Source organism: Myxococcota bacterium, assembly GCA_041389495.1.
Taxonomy (GTDB): Bacteria; Myxococcota_A; UBA9160; order UBA9160; family UBA4427; genus JAWKRT01.
On sequence record JAWKRT010000001.1, the window covers coordinates 1,063,667 to 1,081,931 of the forward strand.

The 18,265-nt window shown below is 74.7% G+C and carries 15 protein-coding genes; 6 read left to right on the plus strand and 9 right to left on the minus strand.

Annotated elements, in window-relative coordinates; all coding sequences use genetic code 11:
- The first annotated feature begins 36 nt into the window (after positions 1–36).
- A complete protein-coding gene (locus R3E88_04750; protein MEZ4215764.1) occupies positions 37–369 on the plus strand; it encodes a lipid-A-disaccharide synthase N-terminal domain-containing protein in 333 nt (110 codons plus the stop codon).
- Here R3E88_04750 and R3E88_04755 read toward each other — a convergent pair.
- Together R3E88_04755 and R3E88_04760 are read right to left on the minus strand one after the other, a co-directional pair.
- Positions 315–1,346: a fatty acid desaturase family protein gene (locus R3E88_04755; GenBank protein MEZ4215765.1), complete on the minus strand. Its 1,032-nt coding sequence runs from the start codon at positions 1,344–1,346 to the stop codon at positions 315–317. The genes R3E88_04750 and R3E88_04755 overlap by 55 nt on opposite strands.
- Entirely contained in the window at positions 1,343–2,311 is a 969-nt protein-coding gene (locus R3E88_04760) for a hypothetical protein (GenBank protein MEZ4215766.1), read from the minus strand. Before R3E88_04760 ends, R3E88_04755 begins: the two co-directional genes overlap by 4 nt.
- Positions 2,312–2,413: 102 nt before the next feature.
- Between R3E88_04760 and lspA the strand changes: the two genes are divergently transcribed.
- Positions 2,414–2,989: a signal peptidase II gene (gene lspA, locus R3E88_04765; protein MEZ4215767.1), complete on the plus strand. Its 576-nt coding sequence runs from the start codon at positions 2,414–2,416 to the stop codon at positions 2,987–2,989.
- On the opposite strand, the gene R3E88_04770 is transcribed toward lspA, so the two are convergent.
- The 5 genes from R3E88_04770 to R3E88_04790 are packed head-to-tail and all read right to left on the minus strand — an operon-like array spanning position 2,986 to position 9,519.
- Complete coding sequence (locus R3E88_04770; GenBank protein MEZ4215768.1) at positions 2,986–4,944, minus strand: acetoacetate--CoA ligase; 1,959 nt, start codon at positions 4,942–4,944, stop codon at positions 2,986–2,988. The genes lspA and R3E88_04770 overlap by 4 nt on opposite strands.
- 20 nt (positions 4,945–4,964) lie before the next feature.
- Positions 4,965–6,197 carry a nucleoside transporter C-terminal domain-containing protein gene (locus R3E88_04775; GenBank protein MEZ4215769.1) on the minus strand — a complete coding sequence of 411 codons (1,233 nt, stop codon included), beginning with the start codon at positions 6,195–6,197 and terminating at the stop codon, positions 4,965–4,967.
- Positions 6,194–6,901: a thiamine phosphate synthase gene (gene thiE / locus R3E88_04780; GenBank protein MEZ4215770.1), complete on the minus strand. Its 708-nt coding sequence runs from the start codon at positions 6,899–6,901 to the stop codon at positions 6,194–6,196. The genes R3E88_04775 and thiE overlap by 4 nt, the downstream gene beginning before the upstream one ends.
- A gap of 9 nt (positions 6,902–6,910) precedes the next feature.
- The gene (locus R3E88_04785; GenBank protein ID MEZ4215771.1) at positions 6,911–8,350 is read right to left on the minus strand and encodes a sigma-54 dependent transcriptional regulator; all 1,440 of its coding nucleotides are present in this window, start codon (positions 8,348–8,350) and stop codon (positions 6,911–6,913) included.
- Positions 8,350–9,519: an ATP-binding protein gene (locus R3E88_04790; GenBank protein ID MEZ4215772.1), complete on the minus strand. Its 1,170-nt coding sequence runs from the start codon at positions 9,517–9,519 to the stop codon at positions 8,350–8,352. Before R3E88_04790 ends, R3E88_04785 begins: the two co-directional genes overlap by 1 nt.
- Positions 9,520–9,646: 127 nt before the next feature.
- Here R3E88_04790 and R3E88_04795 point away from each other — a divergent pair, with 127 nt between their 5' ends.
- Together R3E88_04795 and R3E88_04800 are read left to right on the plus strand one after the other, a co-directional pair.
- On the plus strand, positions 9,647–10,903 hold the full coding sequence (locus tag R3E88_04795; GenBank protein MEZ4215773.1) for a molybdopterin molybdotransferase MoeA: 1,257 nt from the start codon (positions 9,647–9,649) through the stop codon (positions 10,901–10,903).
- Positions 10,900–11,553, plus strand: a complete 654-nt coding sequence (locus R3E88_04800; GenBank protein MEZ4215774.1) for a molybdenum cofactor guanylyltransferase — start codon at positions 10,900–10,902, stop codon at positions 11,551–11,553. The genes R3E88_04795 and R3E88_04800 overlap by 4 nt, the downstream gene beginning before the upstream one ends.
- Before the next feature lie 67 nt (positions 11,554–11,620).
- On the opposite strand, the gene rfaE2 is transcribed toward R3E88_04800, so the two are convergent.
- Positions 11,621–12,130: a D-glycero-beta-D-manno-heptose 1-phosphate adenylyltransferase gene (rfaE2, locus tag R3E88_04805; GenBank protein ID MEZ4215775.1), complete on the minus strand. Its 510-nt coding sequence runs from the start codon at positions 12,128–12,130 to the stop codon at positions 11,621–11,623.
- Complete coding sequence (locus R3E88_04810; GenBank protein ID MEZ4215776.1) at positions 12,127–14,901, minus strand: AsmA-like C-terminal region-containing protein; 2,775 nt, start codon at positions 14,899–14,901, stop codon at positions 12,127–12,129. The genes rfaE2 and R3E88_04810 overlap by 4 nt, the downstream gene beginning before the upstream one ends.
- Positions 14,902–15,264: 363 nt before the next feature.
- Between R3E88_04810 and R3E88_04815 the strand changes: the two genes are divergently transcribed.
- Both R3E88_04815 and ptsP read left to right on the plus strand, forming a co-directional pair.
- Positions 15,265–15,549, plus strand: coding sequence for a helix-turn-helix domain-containing protein (locus tag R3E88_04815; protein ID MEZ4215777.1), 285 nt, complete (start codon positions 15,265–15,267; stop codon positions 15,547–15,549).
- Between the two features lie 291 nt (positions 15,550–15,840).
- Positions 15,841–18,210: a phosphoenolpyruvate--protein phosphotransferase gene (gene ptsP, locus R3E88_04820; protein MEZ4215778.1), complete on the plus strand. Its 2,370-nt coding sequence runs from the start codon at positions 15,841–15,843 to the stop codon at positions 18,208–18,210.
- Positions 18,211–18,265: the final 55 nt, after the last annotated feature.

Below are 18,265 nucleotides of genomic sequence, written 5' to 3' on the forward strand. Positions count from 1 at the left end.
GCGCTCGCGCGGCACGGCGAGGAGGGGAGGGCGGACGTGGCGGAGTGGCTGGACGGCAACCCGTCGGGCGCGTGGCTCGCGCTCGGCCTGGTCGGCAACGCGGCCTTCGGCGCGCGCTTCCTCGTGCAGTGGATCGCCTCGGAGCGCGCGGGCGAGAGCGTCGTGCCGATGGCGTTCTGGTACCTGAGCATCGCGGGCTCGCTGGTGCTGCTCGTCTACGCGGCGCACCTGCGCGACCCCGTCTTCACGCTCGCCTACCTGCCGAACTCGTTCGTGTACCTGCGCAACGTGGCCCTGCGGCGGCGCGCCCGGCGTCAGGCGGCCGCGCCCGGCGCGCGCGACGTCGCCTCCCGCAGCACCGAGAGGTAGCCGCGCGCGACCAGCGCGTCGTCGAGCACGCCTCGCGACGCGAGCAGCGCGTGCATGCGCGGCAGGTTGTAGTGCGGCACGGTCATGAGCAGATGGTGCTCGAGGTGGTAGTTCACGAAGTTCGGCGCGATCAGCAGCCGCTCCCACCAGCGCGCGATCGTGGTGCGCGTGTTCTGCAGCGGGTTCGCCGGGTCGATCGGCATCGCGTGCTCGGCGATCGCGCGGATGCGCGTCACGAGCGTGTTCGTCGTCAGATAGGCGCCCACCCACAGCAGGTAGAGCCACGCGTGCCCGGCGAGCGCGAGCAGGCCGAGGAGCGTCGCGTTCGCGATCAGCATGCCGCGGAAGCGCTCGTTGCCGAGCCCGCGGCGCAGGCGCGCCGCGAGGCCTCCCTCGGTGCCGAGATCGCGCCGCGCGGCGAAGCGCACGAACTTCGCGCCGGTGCGGCCCGTCAGGTCGCGCACGACCTTGCGCCGGAAGCTCGCGCGCGTGATCGGGAAGGGCGTCGCGAGCCCGATGTCGGGGTCGTCCTCCGTCCAGTTCCGCGCGTGGTGGCGCATGTGGTAGCGGCGGTAGGCGTGGAGGTCGCTCCACACCGGGTAGCAGGCGAGCCAGCTCGCGACGGCGTCGTTCCAGCGCTTGTCCGAGAGGAAGGAGCGGTGCGCGGCCTCGTGCATCACGACGGCGAGCCCGAGCTGGCGCGTCCCGATCACGCACAGCGCGGCGACCACCGTAAGCGGGTTCGGCCACGCGGCGACGACCGCCATCGCGCCGAACACGAGGCCCCAGTTCACCGCGAGCGTGCGCCAGCTGCGCGCGTCGTCCATCTCGACGAGTGCGCGGATCTCGTCGCGCGCGAGCGCGTCGTGCCAGCGGTGGCGCGCCGCGGGCGCGGGCCCGGACGGCGCGGAGTGCGCGGCGGCGGGCCCGTTCGCGAGCGGGGCGGGGGCGGGCGACGCGGTGTCGGCGGCGTTCATGACGGGGCTCCTCCTGCGGTCGAAGGCTCGGCGTTCGCGGCGGCGCGGCCCGCGCGGACCGCGTGCGAGGGTGTGTTCCGCGCGAGCGCCGCGGCCGCGTCGCCGACGCGCACGTCGGCGGGGGCGGCCCGGTGCGCGACGCCGTGCTCGGCGAGGAAGGCCGCCCAGCACGCGCGTCCCGCCGCGTCGTAGTCGCGCGCGGCATCGACGAGCGCGCTGAGCGGTCGCTCGTCGACCAGCTCGGCGGGGAGCAGCGGGTCGAGCACGATGCGGCGGATCGCGCGGCCGCCGAGCGCGAAGCTCTCGACCATCGCGTCGCGCGGCGCGAGCCGGGCGAGCCGCGCGCGGCTCGCGGCGAGGTCGGCGCACAGCGCGTCCGCGCTCGCGGCGAGTGCCTCGGCGCTCCAGAGCGCGCACGCGCGCGCGGCGGTCGCCGCGTCGAGCTCGCCGAGCGTCGCGACGATCGCGCCCGGCGCGAGGCCGAGCGCGGCGAGCTCGTCGCGGAGCGCGGCGACGCTGCCCGCGAGGTTGTCGGGGCGCACGGCGAGGCCGGGCGCGAGGCTGCGGAAGCCGAGCAGCTCGAGCGCGCGCTCGCTGCGCGCCGCGCGGGGCGTTGCCGTCGCGTCGGCCGCGGCGCCGAAGACGCCGACCCAGCGCGGCGCGCCGTTCGCCGCGCGCGCCCACGCGCGCCGCCGCGCGGGCCGCCGCCGCCAGCTCGTCACCTGGCGGTTCACGTCGCTCGCGGCGGGCCCGAGTGCATAGCGACCTCGGCCGTCGCGCACGACCAGCCCCGCGCGATGCAGGCGCGCGAGGCTCACGCGCAGGCTGTTCTCGGCGATGCCGAAGAGCGCGGCGGCGTCGACGAGCGCGCGCACCGGCATCGAGCCGCGCCGCAGCGTCGACAGCAGGTCGAGCACGAGGCTGCGGGGCGTGGGCACGCGCGGCGGTGCGACGGCGTCGGTCATCGGGCCGGATATTACATGCCGATGCGAGATTCGCCGTGGGTGGGTAATGTCCGCGGCCGTGCCCCGTGGGGCGGCCCGCGTTCGCGTGGTAGGCTGCCGCCGATGTCCGACGCCTCGACCCCCGCTCCGGCCGGCGCCGCGCCGGCCGCCCTCGTGGCCCCGAAGTGGAAGGTCTTCCTCGCGGCCTTCGCCGTCGTGCTCGCCGCGGACCAGGCGACCAAGCAGGCCGTGATCGAGCGCTTCGCCTACGGCGAGCGGCTGCGCCTGGTCGACGGCCTCCTCGACCTCACGCACGTCCGCAACCCGGGCGGCGCGTTCAGCTTCCTCGCCCAGCTCCCGCCCGACCTCGAATGGGTGCGCCCGCTCTTCTTCGTCGGGATGGCGGGCCTCGCGATCGCGCTGCTGCTCGGCTTCTTCGCGCGGCTGCCCGCCGAGGCGCGCTTCTCGGCGCTCGCGCTCGGCAGCGTCCTCGGCGGCGCCCTCGGCAACCTGCTCGATCGGCTCCGCCACGGAGAGGTCGTCGACTTCATCGACGTGCACCTGACGGCCGACTACACGTGGCCGACGTTCAACGTCGCCGACTCCGCGATCGTCGTGGGCGTCGTGCTGTTGCTGCTCGAGACGTTCCTCGAGGGCCGCGCGCGCGGCGACGAGGGCGCGAGCGACGCGGTCGACTAACGAGCCAGCTCGGGGCGGTCGGCGAACTGGTCGAGCGCCTCGGGGTTCGCGAGCGCCTCGCGGTTCGCGACGCCGCGGCCCGCGACCACGTCGCGCACGGCGAGCTCGCTGATCTTCCCGCTGCGCGTGCGCGGGATGTCGCGCACCTGCAGGACGACGGCGGGCACGTGGCGCGGGCTCGCCGACGCGCGGATCTCGGCGCGGATGCGCGCGCGCAGCGCGTCGTCGAGCGCGAGCCCCGGCCGCAGCACCACGAACAGCACGACGCGCACGTCGCCGCGCCACGGCTGGCCGATCGCCACGGCCTCGACGACCTCGTCGAGCCGCTCGACCGGCCGGTAGATCTCGGCCGTCCCGATCCGCACGCCGCCGGGGTTCAGCACGGCGTCGGAGCGCCCGTGGATCACGAAGCCGCCGTTCGGCGTGCGCTCGGTGAAGTCGCCGTGGTGCCAGATGCCGGGGAACCGCTCGAAGTAGGCCGCCGCGTAGCGCGCGCCGTCGTCGTCGCCGAGGAAGCCGAGCGGCTGCGACGGGAATGCGCGCGTGCACACGAGCTCGCCGGGCTCTCCGACCGGGGCCGCGCTCCCGTCGGCGCGCAGCACGTCGACGGCCATGCCGAGCGCGGCGACCTGCATCTCGCCGCGGTGGACGGGCGCCGTGGGGTCGCCCGCGAGGAAGCAGCCGAGCAGGTCCGTCCCGCCGGAGATCGGCGCGACGTGTGCGTGCGGGGCGACGTGCGCGTGCAGGTAGTCGAACCCCTCCGGCGCGAGCGGCGAGCCCGTCGTCAGCAGCATGCGCACGTGCGAGAGGTCGAAGCGCTCGGATGCGGCGAGCTTCCACTTCGCGCACGCGTCGACGAACTTCGCGGAGAGGCCGAGCACGTCGATGCGCTCGCGCTCGGCGAGCTCGAACAGCACCTCGGGGCCGGGGTGCATCGGCGACCCGTCGTACAGCGCGACCTCCGCGCCGGACGCGAGCGCGCCGACCAGCCAGTTCCACATCATCCAGCCGCACGTCGTGAAGTAGAAGATGCGCTCGCCCGGGCGCAGGTCGCAGTGGAGGCGGTGCTCCTTCACGTGCTGCAGCAGCGCGCCGCCGGCGCGGTGGACGATGCACTTGGGCTCGCCCGTCGTGCCCGACGAGAACATCACGTAGAGCGGGTGATCGAACGGGAGTCGTTCGTACCGCGGCGCGTCGCCGGCCTCGGCCGCGCCGCTCGCCAGCGCGTCCGCAAAGCGCTGCGCACCGGGGATCGCGCGCAGCGCGGCGTCCGACGGGTCGCCGAGGCAGGGAACGACGATCGTGCGCTCGACGGACGGCAGTGCGCGCAGGAGCGCGGGCAGGCGTGCGAGCCCGTCGAACGTCTTGCCCGCATAGCGGTAGCCGTCCGCGCAGAAGAGCCAGCGCGGCGCGACCTGGCCGAAGCGGTCGAGCACGCCCGCGTCGCCGAAGTCGGGCGAGCACGAGCTGAACACGGCGCCGAGGCTCGCGGTCGCGAGCATCGCGGTGACCGTCTCGGGCACGTTCGGCAGGAGCGCCGCGACGCGATCGCCCGCCCCGATGCCGGCCGCGCGCATCGCGCCCGCGAGCGCGGCCACCTCGCGCCGCAGCGCGCCGCGCGAGATCGCGCGCGCGCCGCCGTCCTCGCCGCGGAAGCGGAGCGCAGTCGCGTCGCCGTCGCCGCGCAGCAGGTTCTCGGCGAAGTTGAGCCGCGCGGCGGGGAAGAAGCGCGCGTCGCGCATCGCGCCGTCGTCGACGAGGGCGGGCCCGTCGCCGCGCTCGCCGACGACGTCGGCGAGCTCCCAGACGAGCTCCCAGAAGGCACCGCGGTCGCGCACCGACCACGCGTGCAGCGCGGCGTAGTCGGGGAGGCGCTCGCCGCTCGCGCGCTCGGCGCGGGCGCGGAAGGCCTCGAGCTGCGCGCGCGCGACGGCGTCGCGCGAAGGCGCCCACATCGGCGCGCCTCCCGCGCCGCTCACGTGAGCGCCCCCGCCACGCAGGCCGTCATGAACGTCGTCAGCGAGCCGCCGACGATCGAGCGCATGCCGAGCGCCGCGACGTCGCCGCGCCGCTGCGGCGCCATCCCGCCGATGCCGCCGAGCAGGATCGCGAGCGAGCCGAAGTTCGCGAAGCCGCAGAGCGCGTAGCTCGCGATGCGGATCGAGCGCGGCGACAGCGAGCCCGCGGCGATCGCCTCGCCGAGGCCTTGATAGGCGAGGAACTCGTTGAGCACCGTCTTCACGCCGAGCAGGCCGCCGACGGCGATCGCGTCGCCCGGCTCGACGCCCATCAGGAGCGCGAAGGGCGCCATCGCGAAGCCGAGCAGGAGCTCGAGGCGGAGCCCCTCGACGCCGACCCAGCCGCCCGCGGTGCCGAGCAGGTCGTTCGCGAGCTCGATGCCCGCGCGAAAGGCGATCAGCATGGCGCCGACGTACGCGGCGAGGCGCATGCCGTTGATCGCGCCCGTCGCCGCCGCGTCGATCGTGTTCACCGCTTCGCGCTCGACGGTGCTGTGCGCGCCGGCCGACGTCGCGGGCGTTCCGGTCTCGGGCTCCATCACCTTCGCGATCACGAGCCCGGCGGGCGCGCTCAGCAGGCTCGCGGTGACGAGATGCCCGGCGAAGTCGCCGCCGCCGAGGATGCCGACGTAGGCGAGCAGCACCGATCCCGCGATCGTCCCCATCCCGACCGTCATCAGCGAGAAGAGCTCGGAGCGCGTCATCGCGTCGAGGTACGGACGAACGACGAGCGCCGACTCGGCCATCCCGATGAACACGTTGGCGACGGCCGAGAGGCTCTCCGCGCCCGACAGATCCATCGTGCGCGAGAGCACCGCCGCGAGCGCGTCGACGACGCGCTGCACGATGCCGAGGTGGTAGAGCACGGAGAACACCGCGCCCATGAAGATGAGGATGGGGAGGACGTTCGCGAGGAAGGAGAAGCCGACCTCCGCGAGCGGGCCGAAGACCATCGCGACGCCGGCGTTCGTGTAGGCGAGGAAGCGAGCGACGCCCGCGTTGATGCCGACGAACATCGCCGAGCCCCACGGCGTGAGCAGCAGCAGCGCGCCGAGTGCGCCCTGCAGCGCGACGCCGCTCGCGACGGTGCGCCACGGAAACCGGCGCCGGTCGCTCGAGAGCAGCCACGCGATGCCGATCATCGCGAAGAACCCCGCGCCCGAGACGGCGCGCAGCCCGAGTTCGCTCACGGAGTCTCCCTTCCGCGCGCCGGCGCGGAGCGCGCGTCGGGGCTCGCTCCGGCGGTCGCATCGCTCTCGAACGCGCGCACGAGCGCGCCGGCCGCGCGCGCGCCGGCCTCCGCGTCGCGCGCCGCGGCGACGGCCGACAGGACGGCGATGCCCGCGGCGCCGGCGGCGCGCGAGCTCGCCGCGTTGCCGGCGCCGATGCCGCCGATCGCGACGACCGGGAGCGGCGCGGCGAGCCGCGCGATCTCGCGCAGCGCGTCGAGACCGCGCGCGGCGTAGCCCGTGTCCTTGGTCGAAGTGTCGAACAGCGGGCCGAATGCGACGTAGTCGACGCCCTCGGCCCGCGCCGCGCGCGCCTGCGCGGGCGAGTGCGTCGAGCGCCCGATCGCGAGGCGCGCGCGCACGTCGCCGGGCAGCGCGCCGGGCGGGACGTCGTCCTGGCCGAGGTGCACGCCGTCGGCGTCCGCGAGGAGCGCGAGATCGACGCGGTCGTTCACGACGAACGCGACACCGCGCGCGCGCGCGAGGGCGCGGATCTCGCGCGCCCACGCGAGCGCCGTCGCGTCCGTCGCGCGCTTCGCGCGCAGCTGCACGACGCGCGCGCCGCCCGCGCACGCGGCGCGCGCCTGTGCCACGGGGTCGAGCGGCCAGCGCGCGTCGTCGTCGGCGAGCACGTGGAGGCCGGCGAACGCGGCGGCATCGCGCACGCGATGCGCTCAGGCCCGGTCGCGCCGCGGGATCGCGACGTCGAGCTCGGAGATCTTCTTGCGCAGCGTGTTGCGGTTGATGCCGAGCAGGCTCGCCGCCTGCAGCTGGTTGCCGCCGGTGTGCTCGAGCACGGCTTCGATCATGGGGCGTTCGACGCGCTCGATCACGGTGCGGTAGATCTCGTCGGCCCGCTCCGACAGCGCGGCGCGCGTCTCGCGCGCCACGAGCGCTGCGAGGCTCGCCTCGGGCGACGTCTGCGCGGGGTCCTCGACGAGGAACGCGAAGTCCTCGCCCGTCAGTACGCTGCCGGGTGCGAGCACGAGTGCCCGGCGGATCGCGTTCTCGAGCTCGCGCACGTTGCCGGGCCACGAATAGCGTTCGAGCGCCTCGATCGCGCCGTCGGCGAGGCCGCGCGCGCCGCCGGCGAGGTCCTGCGCGTAGCGGGCGACGAAGTGCTCGGCGAGCGCGCGCACGTCCTCGCGCCGCTCGCGCAGCGGAGGCAGCTCGATCGGCACGACGCGCAGGCGATAGAGCAGATCCTCGCGGAACCGCCCCTCGCGCACGGCGACGTCGAGCTGGCGGTTCGTCGCCGCGATGATGCGCACGTCGACGATCTCGCTCTTCTGCCCGCCGACGGCGGTGACCTCGCCGTTCTGCAGGACGCGCAGCAGCTTCGCCTGCAGGTCGAGCGTCATGTCGCCGATCTCGTCGAGGAAGAGCGTGCCGCCCGCGGCCTCGCGGAAGCGGCCGGGGCGCGCCTGCACCGCACCGGTGAACGCGCCGCGCTCGTGCCCGAACAGCTCGCTCTCGAGCAGCTCCTTCGGGATGGCCGCCGCGTTCACCGCGACGAACGGCTCCTGCGCGCGCGGGCTCGCGACGTGGATGGCGCGCGCGATCAGCTCCTTGCCGGTCCCGCTCTCGCCGGTGATCAGCACGGGCACGTTGCGGGCGGCGACGCGGCCCACCGTCTTGAACGCCTCGAGCAGGGCAGGGCTGCGGCCGACGAGCCGGTCGCCGCCCGGCGACACCGCGCGCCCGACCTCGCGCCGCAGCGCGCGCACCTCGAGCTCGAGCGCGCGCGTGCGCAGCGCCTTGTCGGTGAGCGCCTGCACCTCCGCCAGACTGAACGGCTTCGTCAGGTAGTCGAGCGCGCCGAGCTTCATCGCCTCGACCGCGTTCTCGAACGTCGACTGCGCGGTGATGATGACGACCGCCGTCTCGCTCGACGCCGTCTTCGCGCGTTCGAGCACTTCGAGGCCCGTCGCCTCGGGCATGCGGATGTCGAGGAAGGCGAGGTCGAAGTCGCCCTCGTCGAGGGCGCGCAGCGCGGCGGCGCCGTCGGCGACCTCGCTCACCCGATGCCCCTGCGACTCGAGCGCTTCGCGCAGCACGAAGCGGATCGATTCCTCGTCGTCCGCGACCAGGATTCGCGCGCGCTGTCGGTCCATCAGCCTCTCCCCTTCGCTTCGACGTTTCGCTGCGGCCCGCCGAGCGGGAGCGCCACGCGCGCGCGCGTGCCCCTTCCCACCTCGCTCGTGACGCGGAGGTCGCCGTCGTGGCGGGCGACCCAGTGGCGCGCCATCGGGAGGCCGAGGCCCGTGCCCTTCGTGCGCGTGGTGAAGAACGGCGTCGTCAGCCGCGCGAGCGTGTCCTCGTCGATGCCCGGCCCGTCGTCGCGCACCTCGATCACGACCGTCGGCACCTGGCGGCCGGCGCGGTTCGTGAGGCGATCGTCGAGCGCGATGCGCGTGGCGACCACGACGCGGCCGTCGCTGCGCCCCTCGAGCGCCTGCACCGCGTTGCGCACGAGGTTGAGGAACACCTGCGTGAGCCGCGACGGGTCGGCGAGCACGTCGGGAATGGACGGGTCGTACTCGCGCTCGAACGAGATGCCGCTCGCGAGCGCGTCCATCGCCTCGAGCTCGATCACGGCGTCGAGGATGCGGTGGATGTTGATGCGCGAGAGCTCGAGCGCGTCGCCGCGCGCGAACACCATCAGCTCGTCGACGAGCGCGGTGATGCGGTCGACTTCGCGCACGATCAGCGCGGAGGTGTCCTTCGCGCGCGGGCTCTCGCTCCACATGCCGAGCAGCTCGGCCGCACCGCGGATTCCGCCGAGCGGGTTCTTGACCTCGTGCGCGATGCCGGCGGCGATGTGCCCGTAGCGCTGGAGCTCGTCGCGCTGCTTCTCCTTCTCGCGCAACGAGCTGCGCAGCGTGTGGTCGCGCAGCTCGATCACGACGCCGTCGCCGGGCTCGTCGATCTCCTCCTCGTCCTCGTACGGGTCGGCCGGGCGCGTCGCCCGCGCGTCGCGCACGCCGAGCTCGATCGGCGAGATCGCGACGTCGACCTCGAGCGCGCGATCGAAGCGGCGCTCGATGCGGACGTCGTCGAGCACGCGGCCGCGCCGCTCCTCGCGCACGCGACGTTCGAGGCCGAGCACGGGATGGGCGGGGCCGAAGTGATCGGCGAGCGGCGTGCCGCGGATCTTCTCGGGCGACGACTCGAGGATGCGGCACGCCTCGGAGTTGACGTGCGCGATCCGCCCGCCGGCGTCGACCACGATCAGCCCGTCGAGGACGGCGTCGAGCACGTTGTGGAGGTCGCGGGGATCCATCTCGGCGGCGTGGCTTCCTTGCCTGTTTTTTGAGCACGCTACCGCCGGCCGCCGCCGTCCGCACCGGTTCGATTCCGTCGCGCAGGCGCGGCGGCGGGGCTCGGGTCGTCGGGTACCGTACGCCGCGATGCGCGAGAGCCTCCTCGTTCCCGACGCCCAGCTCGAGATCCTGCGCCGAACGCCCGTTCTCGATGCCGAGCGCGTCGCCGCGCGCGACGCCCTGGGCCGCGTCCTCGCGGAGCCGGTCGTCTCCACCCGCACGCTGCCGCCGGCGGACTGCTCGGCCATGGACGGCTACGCGCTGCGCGCGGCGGACGTCGCGGGGGCGTCGGCCGAGCGACCCGTCGCGCTCCCCGTCGCGTTCGAGGTCGCGGCCGGACACGGTGCACCGCGCGCGATCGCGCCGGGCGAGGCGGCCCGGATCTTCACGGGCGCGCCGCTCCCGCCCGGCGCGGACACCGTCGTCCGCCAGGAGGACACGGAGGCCGCGGGCGGGCGCGTTCGCGTGCGGATCGCCGCGGAGGCGCGCGACCACGTGCGCGACGCGGGGGAGGACGTGCGCGCGGGCGACGTCGTGCTCGAGGCCGGTCACGTCGTGCGCGCCGCCGAGCTCGGCCTGCTCGCGTCGCTCGGCCGCACGATCGTCGCCGTCCACCAGCGCCCGCGCGTCGCGATCCTGTCCGGCGGCGACGAGCTGGTCGAGCCCGACGAGGACCCGTCGGGCGGACGCATCGTCTCCTCCAACTCCTACACGCTCGCCGCGCACTGCCTCGAGGCCGGTGCGGACCCCGTCTATCTGGGCATCGCCCCCGACACGCCCGAGGCGCTCGAGCGCCTGCTGCGCGCCGGCCTGCGCGCGGACGTGATCGTGACGTCGGCCGGCGTCTCGGTCGGCGACCACGACTACGTGCGGCCCGTGCTCGAGCGGCTCGGCTGCACGCTCCACTTCTGGGGCGTGCGGATGAAGCCCGGCTTTCCGCTCGCGTTCGGCAGCTTCGCCGGCGAACGGGGCCCGCTCGTCTTCGGGCTCCCCGGCAACCCCGTCTCCGCGAGCGTCACGTTCGAGCAGTTCGTGCGGCCGGCGCTGCGCCGCATGACGGGCCACCGCGCGCTCTTCCGAGCGACGATTCGCGCGCGGCTCGACCACGACCTCGAGAAGAAGCCGGGTCGCCTGCACTTCGTGCGCGTGCGCGTCGGGCGCGACGGCGACGAGTGGGTCGCGACGAGCAGCGGCAGCCAGAGCTCGGGCGTGCTGAGCGCGCTCGCGCGCGCGCAGGGCCTGCTCGTGTTCCCGGCCGATGCGAGCTCGCTCCGCGCGGGCGACCACGCCGACGTGCAGCTGCTCGACGACGCGCTGCTCGCGAGCGAGACGTCGGGGCTGTGACGGGCGACGCATCCGGCGCGCGCGGGGACGGTCGCATCGCGAACGTCGCGGGCGCGGTGCTCGTCGGCGGTGCGTCGCGCCGCTTCGGGCGCGACAAGGCGCGGGCCGAGGTGGGCGGCATCGCGATGGCGACGCGCCTCGCGCGCCTGCTCGACGACCTGTTCGAGGAGGTCGTGCTGGTCGGAGGCGACCCGCCCGACGACGCCCCCGGCCGTCGCGTCCCCGACCCGGAGGCGCCGGGCGACGCGCGCTCGGCGCTGCGCGGGATCGTCGGCGCGCTCGAGGCCGCTCGCGCCGAGCGCGTCGTCGTGCTCGCGACCGACCTCCCGCGCATGCGCGTCGAGCTCGTGCTCGCGCTCGCGGCCTGGCCGCCGTGCGATGCCGTCGTCGTGCGCGACGCGCTCGGGCGGCCCGAGCCGCTGTGCGGCGCGTGGGCGCGGGACGCGGTACTCCCCGCCGCCCGCGAGCTGCTCGCGCGCGGCGAGTACCGGCTCACCGCGCTGCTCGGCGCGATCGACGCGCACTATCTCGAGGGCGCGGACCTCGCCGCCGTCGACCCGGACGGCGTCGCGCTCGCGAACGTCAACACCGCCGGAGATCTCGCCGCGCTCGAGGCGCGCGGCGTCGCGCCGCGCCGCAGCGACGGGTGAGGCTCGCGATACCCGACGCGGGAGTGCGAACCGCGGTGGTCGCGGCCGCCCCAGGAGATCGCGCGAACTAACGTCGCGCCGGCGGGCGCTCGCCGAGCAGCGTGGTCGTCCGCACGCCCTTCACCTCGCGCAGTCGCACGACGCGTCCTCCCCAGCCCTCGACGTCCTCGCGCCCGACGATCGCGTCGAGCGTCCAGTCGCCGCCCTTCGCGAGCACGTCGGGGCGCAGCGCGCGAATCGTGCGCAGGGGCGTGTCCGCGCCGAACACGACCACCCAGTCGACGCACGCGAGCGCGGCGAGCACCTCGGCGCGCTGGCGCGCCGGAACGCGCGGGCGCGTCGGGCCCTTGAGCCGCCGCACGCTCGCATCGGAGTTCACGGCGACGACGAGCCGGTCGCCGAGCGAGCGCGCCTGCTCGAGGCTGCGCACGTGTCCGACGTGGAGCCAGTCGAAGCAGCCGTTCGTGAAGACGACGCGCTCGCCGCGGCGCTGCGCGGCCCGCACGGCGCGCTGCGCCGCGGCGAGGGGCAGGACCTTCCGACGCGCGCGCGCGTCGCGTCCCGATGCGCGACTCACGACGCGTCCCCTTCGGCGGCGCGCTTCGGCGAGCGCACCGCCTCGCGGGCGCGATCGGCCGCGCGCGCGCCGCCGGTGAAGAGGCCGCGCAGCGCATCGAACGGCTGGCGGAGCACCTCGGGGAGCGGCATCCCGTCGGCCAGCGACTTGATCGGCATCGCGCGCACGTTCGGCTCTCCCACCGGGCCGCTGACCTCGAAGTAGGCGCCGATCAGGCCGCGATCCGACCCGGGCACCAGCAGGTTGACGAGCGGGATGTCGCCGAGCAGCCGGTCCGCCTGGCGCAGCAGGAAGATGCCGACCGTCGCGTCGATGGGCGAGTCCTCCGCGCGCGCGTCGATCGCGCCGGACGCGAGCACGCGCAGCGGGCCCTCGAGCGCGAAGCGGTCGGTCGAGACGAGACCGCGATCGAGATCGATCGTCGCGGCGATGCGCTCGTAGCGGAGCGCTTCGTTCGCCTTGAACGGACTCCATCCTTCGATGGCGTGCGCGAGCGACGCGAGCAGCGGGACGCTCTGGTGGACCGAGCCGTCGCGCGCGTGGATGTCGACCGTACCGACGAGGTCGTCGAGCAGCGGCGCGTCGCGACGGAGGACGCCGGCGAGATCGGCGGTGACGTCGGCCGTTCCCGTCGCGAAGCCCGACCGGATGCCGAAGGTCTGCGCGACGCGGTCGGCCTCGGCGCCCGTGGCCTCGACGCGCGCCTGCGCGTCGACCGCATCTGCGTCCGCGAGCGAGAAGAGGCCGTGTCCGCGCAGCTCGCCGCCGCCGGCCAGGGCGGCAGCGACGCCGTCGAGTGCGAGGTCCTGGCCGCGGAGCGCGAAGCGGCCCTCGAGCGTGTCGAAGACGAGCGGCCCGGTGTGCACGGCGGTCGTCGCGAAGGTGCCCGATGCCCACGTCGTGTCGTCGGCGTCGCGCGCGATCGCAGCGGGGCTCGCTCGCGGCGCGGCCCGCGCGTCCCCGCCGTCGTCGCGCACCACGAGCTCGATGCGCAGCTCGGGCTCGGGGTCGCGCGCGAGGATGGCCTCGCCGCGCACGGGCGTTCCCGCCCAGCTGCCGCGCGTGATGGCGACGTGCAGGTCGCGCGGCCCGGGATCGATCTCGATCACGGCGTCGCGCAGCGGCCAGCGCAGCGCGGGGTGCTGCAGCTCGGCGAGAGTGACGCGGATGGGAGAGGGCGGGCGCTCGGGGTCGGGCGGCTCGTCGCCGCGCACGACGTCCCACAGCGTGCCGAGGCCGGGCAGAGGACGCGCGCGCCGCGTGAGCTGCTCGTCGGCGGGCGCGGCGGCGAGCAGCGCGCCGATGCCGTCGACGGCGAGGTCGATGCGCGGCATGGCCTCGCCGTTGTAGCGGCCGCGCAGGCCGCGCATCTCGAGCAGCTCGCCGTTCCACGAGAGGTCGGCCGAGACTTCGCTCAGGCGGTCGGTCGGGCTCGTCCCGATCGTCACGTCCTCGATCGACGCGGTCAGACGGACGCCGTCGGGGAGCGATCCGCGTTCCCCCGCCGCCAGCTCGAGCCACGTCGCGAGCGTCTCGCCGCCGCGCAGGCCGACGGTGCCGATGCGCCCGTGCTCGATGCGATCGACGAGGCGCCGGAACGTGACGGCGTCCTCGTCCGGCAGCCCGGCCGCGACGCGCTGCAGCTGGTCGAGTGCGATGCCGCCGATCGTCGCGCGCACGGTGGTTCGCGAGCCGGTGCGAAGCGGGCGCGCGAAGGTCGCCTGCGCGGCGAACTCGATGGCCGGGTCCGAGATCTCGAGCTGCGCGATGCGAAGGCGGCCGGGCTCGAGGTCGAGCTGCGCCTGGAGCACCGCGGTCGGCGACGCGAGGCGCAGGCTCGTGTCGCCGAGCGGGAGGCGACCGTCGACGTCGTCGATCGAGGCGTCGAGCTCGAAGTGCGCCCGATCGAGCTCGGGCGTCGCGATGGCGAGCACGCCCGTGATCCGGCCCGCGAGCGCGGCCCCGTCGCCCGGCGCGACGAGGTAGGGCGCGACGTGCGCGAGGTCGAGTCCGGTCACCGCCAGCGAGAGGCGGAGCTCCTCGTCGTCGCGTGCGCGCGCGCTCACCTCGACGGCGGCCGGACGGCCCTCGCCGCCCACGTACCGGCCGGTGAGCTGCACGTCGACGGAGCGCCCGAGCCACGTCCGGTCGAGCGTGCCGCGGAGGTGCTCCATGCGATGCGCCACGCGCGTTCGCACGCCCGCGCGAGGCCGCTCGTCGAGGAAGGTGACCGTCGCGTTGCGGAGCGCGATGCGGTCGGCGATCTGCTGCTCGCGCAGCAGGAAGTGCGTCGCTTCGACGAGCACGCGCATCCATCCGATCTCGTGCTCGAGGCCATCGGGGTCGGCCGCGCGCTCGGCGTCGAGCTCGGCCTGCGGCGGGAAGTAGGGCGGCGACCAGGCGCCCTCGCGGCTGCGTCGGAGCGCGAGGACGAGGCCGTCGACGTCGAGCGCGGCGCAGCGGAAGCGGCCGAGCAGGAGGCTCGGGGTGTCGAGGCGGATCTCGACGCGGGTCGCGAGGAGCGCGTCGGTACCCGGCGCGGGGTAGTCGACGCGGACGCCGGCCGCGTGGATCTCGATGCCGCGGCGGATTCGGAGCGCGATGCGGTCGATCGAGACGTCGCCGGCCAGGAGCTTCGACAGCTCGAGCTCGGCCTCCTCGCGCATCCAGCGCTGCCCGACCTGGCTCGAGACCACGAACCCGGCGGCGAGTGCGAGCAGGAACAGGCCGAGGGTGACGGCCGCGCGCAGCGCCGATCGCCGCAGTCGCATTCGATCCCCCCGCGCCTTCCGGGCCGGCCCGCTTCGGCCCGGCGAGGCTAGCAACCGCGCGCTCGCCTCCTGCGCGCCGCGCGCCCGCGTCGTTCCGGCACGAGCGGAGTTGCCGGCGCGCGAACCCTAGTTCCACTTCCGCGAACCCAAGCTCGCCTTCGCAGCGGCACGGGCGCGTCGCTCGCACGCGTCGCGAGCGCGCACCGCACCCGAGGAGGAAGCGCAAACGGCACTCCGCAAAAGCCTGCAACAGCCCATTTTTTCTCAAGAAAGCCCATGGGTGGCCCGAAGTCCCCCCGCGTGTATGGAACGGCCTCCGGGAGCGATTCCCGGAGCATCTTCGCAGCCGGGGAGTAGGACCGAATGGACTCGATGAGCAACCAGGCCAGCAGCGAGCCTCGCTTCGTGAAGAACCGCGTGCGCGAGTTTCGCGAGAACAAGCTCATGACCCAGGCCCAGCTCGCTCGCAAGGCGAAGGTGGCACTGCGAACGATCCACAGCGTCGAGAAGGGAATGAACTGCCGCATGGACACCAAGCGGAAGATCCTTCTCGCTCTCGGCCTCCGCTTCGAGGACAAGGAGCTCGTGTTCCCGAGCAATCGTCCCTTGCCGATGCACGCGGAGCTGGATCGCCCCTTCAGCCACTAGCCACTAGGGCCCCCCACCCCTCCTGCTACGATCAGCCGCCAGCCGAACGGAAGGGCGATTGCTCGTGCAGGTCGGGTGAGGCCCGACGCGCTCCCCGGCGCCGCAGCGCGCGGAACGTCCGAGGGAGCGCACTCCTCCACACCTGCCTCGCTCCGCGCTCCGCACGGGCGCTCCCGTCCCCGCCGCTCCGGCTGACGAGGTCGCGCGCGGGCCAGCCGCCGCCGGTCTCGGCGCAGCCCGCACGCGGCGGGCTGCACGCCGCGGGCTGCACGCAAGCGGGGAGGGCGTCCCATTCTCGACCGCGTCTCGCTCCTCTCCGACGTCGCCGAGGTCGTCGCCCGCTCGCACGACCTCCAGGAGACGCTGCGCAACGTCACCGACCTCGTGGCGAAGCGGCTCGACGCGGACGTCTGCTCCGTCTACCTCACCGACTCCGACCTGAAGACGCTCACGCTGCGCGCCACGATCGGGCTCGACCCGAGTGCGGTCGGCACGGTGAAGCTCCGCTTCGGCGAGGGGCTGGTCGGTGCCGCCGCGAAGTCGGGAGAGGCGATCGCGGTCGAGCACGCGCGCGAGGACCCGGGCTTCCGGTACTTCCCCGAGACGCGCGAGGACCGCTACGAGTCGCTGCTCGCGACGCCGCTGCGCGTGCGCGACACGACGATCGGCGTGCTCGCGATCCAGACGGTCGAGCCGCGCGCGTTCCCGCCCGAGGACATCTCCCTCCTGCAGACGTGCGCGCAGCTGCTCGGCCCCGTCGTCATCAATGCGCAGCTCCTCTCGATGGTCGCGAGCAGCGAGGAGGAGCGCGCGCGCATCGTCGCGGAGATCGCGCAGTCCGGTGTCCCCATCAGCGAGGGCAGGCGCCGGCGCGTTCCCGGCCGCTTCCACGCACTCGAGGGCATCCCGACGGCGCGCGGCGTCGCGATCGGCGCGATCCACCGGCTCGACGACATCGACCTCGCGCACTTCGACTACCACCCGAAGCCCGACGCGATCGAGGAGCGCGCCGATCTGATGCGCGCGCACGCCGAGGCGCGGCGCGAGCTCGACGACGCGCGCGAGCTCACGGGCGAGCGGTTCGGCCCCGAGTTCGCCGCGGTCTTCAACACGCAGATCCAGATCCTCGAGGACGCGGGCTTCGTGCGCGCGCTCGAGCAGGGCGTCGAGCAGTACGGCAGCGCGCTCGAGGCGCTCCGCGGTGTTCTCGACGCCTATCGGAAGACGTTCGAGCGCATCGAGGATCCGTACTTCCGCGAGCGCGGCGCGGACGTCGCGGAAGTGGGCCAGCGCGTGATGGCCGCGCTGCTCGGCGTGCGGCACGAGACGCCGGTGCTCCAGCCGGGCGCGATCGTCGTCGTGTCGCAGGTGCTGCCGGGCCTCTTCGCGCGGCTCGAGGTCGACAAGATCGGCGCGCTCGTCTCCGAGCACGGCGGTGCGACGTCGCACGGGGCGATCTTCGCGCGCACGCTCGAGATCCCGGCGGTCACGGGCGTCTCGGGCGTGCTCGTGTCGGCGGTCGAGGGCGAGACGGCGATCGTGGACGGCGGTTCGGGCCGCCTCTTCCTCAGCCCGGAGTCCGGGCTGCTCGCCGAGTACCGGACCGCGCAGCGACGTTATGCCGTCGCCGTCGAGCACCTCGACGCGCTGCGCGAGCGTCCGGCCGAGACGCTCGACGGGCGCCGCATCCGGTTGACCGCGAACCTCGGGCTGCTGAACGACCTGCGGCTGATCGAGCAGCACGGCGCCGAGGGCATCGGGCTCTTCCGCACCGAGCTGCTCGCGCTCGCGCACCGCGGCTTCCCGAGCGAGGAGGAGCAGCAGCAGCTCTACTCGCGCGTCTGCAGCGCGCTCGCGCCGCGGCCCGTCACGATCCGCACGCTCGACCTCGGCGGCGACAAGGGGCTCCCGAACATCGGGCTCGAGGGCGAGGAGAACCCGCAGCTCGGCTGTCGCTCGATCCGGCTCACGCTGCGCAAGCCGGACGTCTTCCGCGAGCAGCTGCGCGCCGTGCTGCGCGCGAGCGTGTCGGGCAACGTGAAGCTCCTGCTCCCCATGATCAGCGGCATCGAAGAGCTCCGCGAGGCGCGCGCGCTCCTCGACGAGGCGAAGGCCGAGCTGCGGCGTGCGGGCGAGCCGTTCGACGAACGCCTGCCCGTCGGCGTGATGATCGAGGTGCCCGCCGCCGCGCTGATCGCGAACGTCCTCGCAAAGGAGTGCGACTTCTTCAGCATCGGGACGAACGACCTGACGCAGTACACGCTCGCGGTCGACCGCGGCAACGAGCGCGTCGCGCACCTCTACGACCCGCTCCATCCGGCCGTGCTGTCGCTGATCGACGCGAGCCTGCGCGAGGCCACGCGCGCGGGCATCCCCGTCTCGGTCTGCGGCGAGATGGCGACGAACCCGCTCGCGGTGCCGCTCCTCATCGGCCTCGGCATCTCGGAGCTCTCGGGCACGCCGAGCGCGGTCCCGCTCGTGAAGGAGATCGCGCGCGCGCTCGACGCGGGCGCCGTCGACGCCGACGCCCGCCGCGCCCTGCACGCCGAGCGGGCCGAGGACGTCCACGCCATCGCGGCCGCCCGGCTCCGCGAGGCGGGCTTGCTCGAGCACCCCGACATCGGCGAGTGGCTGCGCGCGGCGGTCGATCGCACGCGATAGCGCGCCCCTCGGCGCGCGGGCTCGGGTAGCGTGCGCGCTCCCACCGACACCGGGA

Coding starts and splice junctions, on each gene's coding strand:
- R3E88_04770 (MEZ4215768.1), bottom strand. CDS start 4,944: ATGTGGGCGCCTTCGCGCGACGCCGTCGCGCGCGCGCAGCTCGAGGCC.
- R3E88_04810 (MEZ4215776.1), bottom strand. CDS start 14,901: ATGCGACTGCGGCGATCGGCGCTGCGCGCGGCCGTCACCCTCGGCCTG.
- R3E88_04760 (MEZ4215766.1), bottom strand. CDS start 2,311: ATGACCGACGCCGTCGCACCGCCGCGCGTGCCCACGCCCCGCAGCCTC.
- R3E88_04785 (MEZ4215771.1), bottom strand. CDS start 8,350: ATGGACCGACAGCGCGCGCGAATCCTGGTCGCGGACGACGAGGAATCG.
- R3E88_04815 (MEZ4215777.1), top strand. CDS start 15,265: ATGGACTCGATGAGCAACCAGGCCAGCAGCGAGCCTCGCTTCGTGAAG.
- lspA (MEZ4215767.1), top strand. CDS start 2,414: ATGTCCGACGCCTCGACCCCCGCTCCGGCCGGCGCCGCGCCGGCCGCC.
- R3E88_04795 (MEZ4215773.1), top strand. CDS start 9,647: ATGCGCGAGAGCCTCCTCGTTCCCGACGCCCAGCTCGAGATCCTGCGC.
- R3E88_04755 (MEZ4215765.1), bottom strand. CDS start 1,346: ATGAACGCCGCCGACACCGCGTCGCCCGCCCCCGCCCCGCTCGCGAAC.
- R3E88_04790 (MEZ4215772.1), bottom strand. CDS start 9,519: ATGGATCCCCGCGACCTCCACAACGTGCTCGACGCCGTCCTCGACGGG.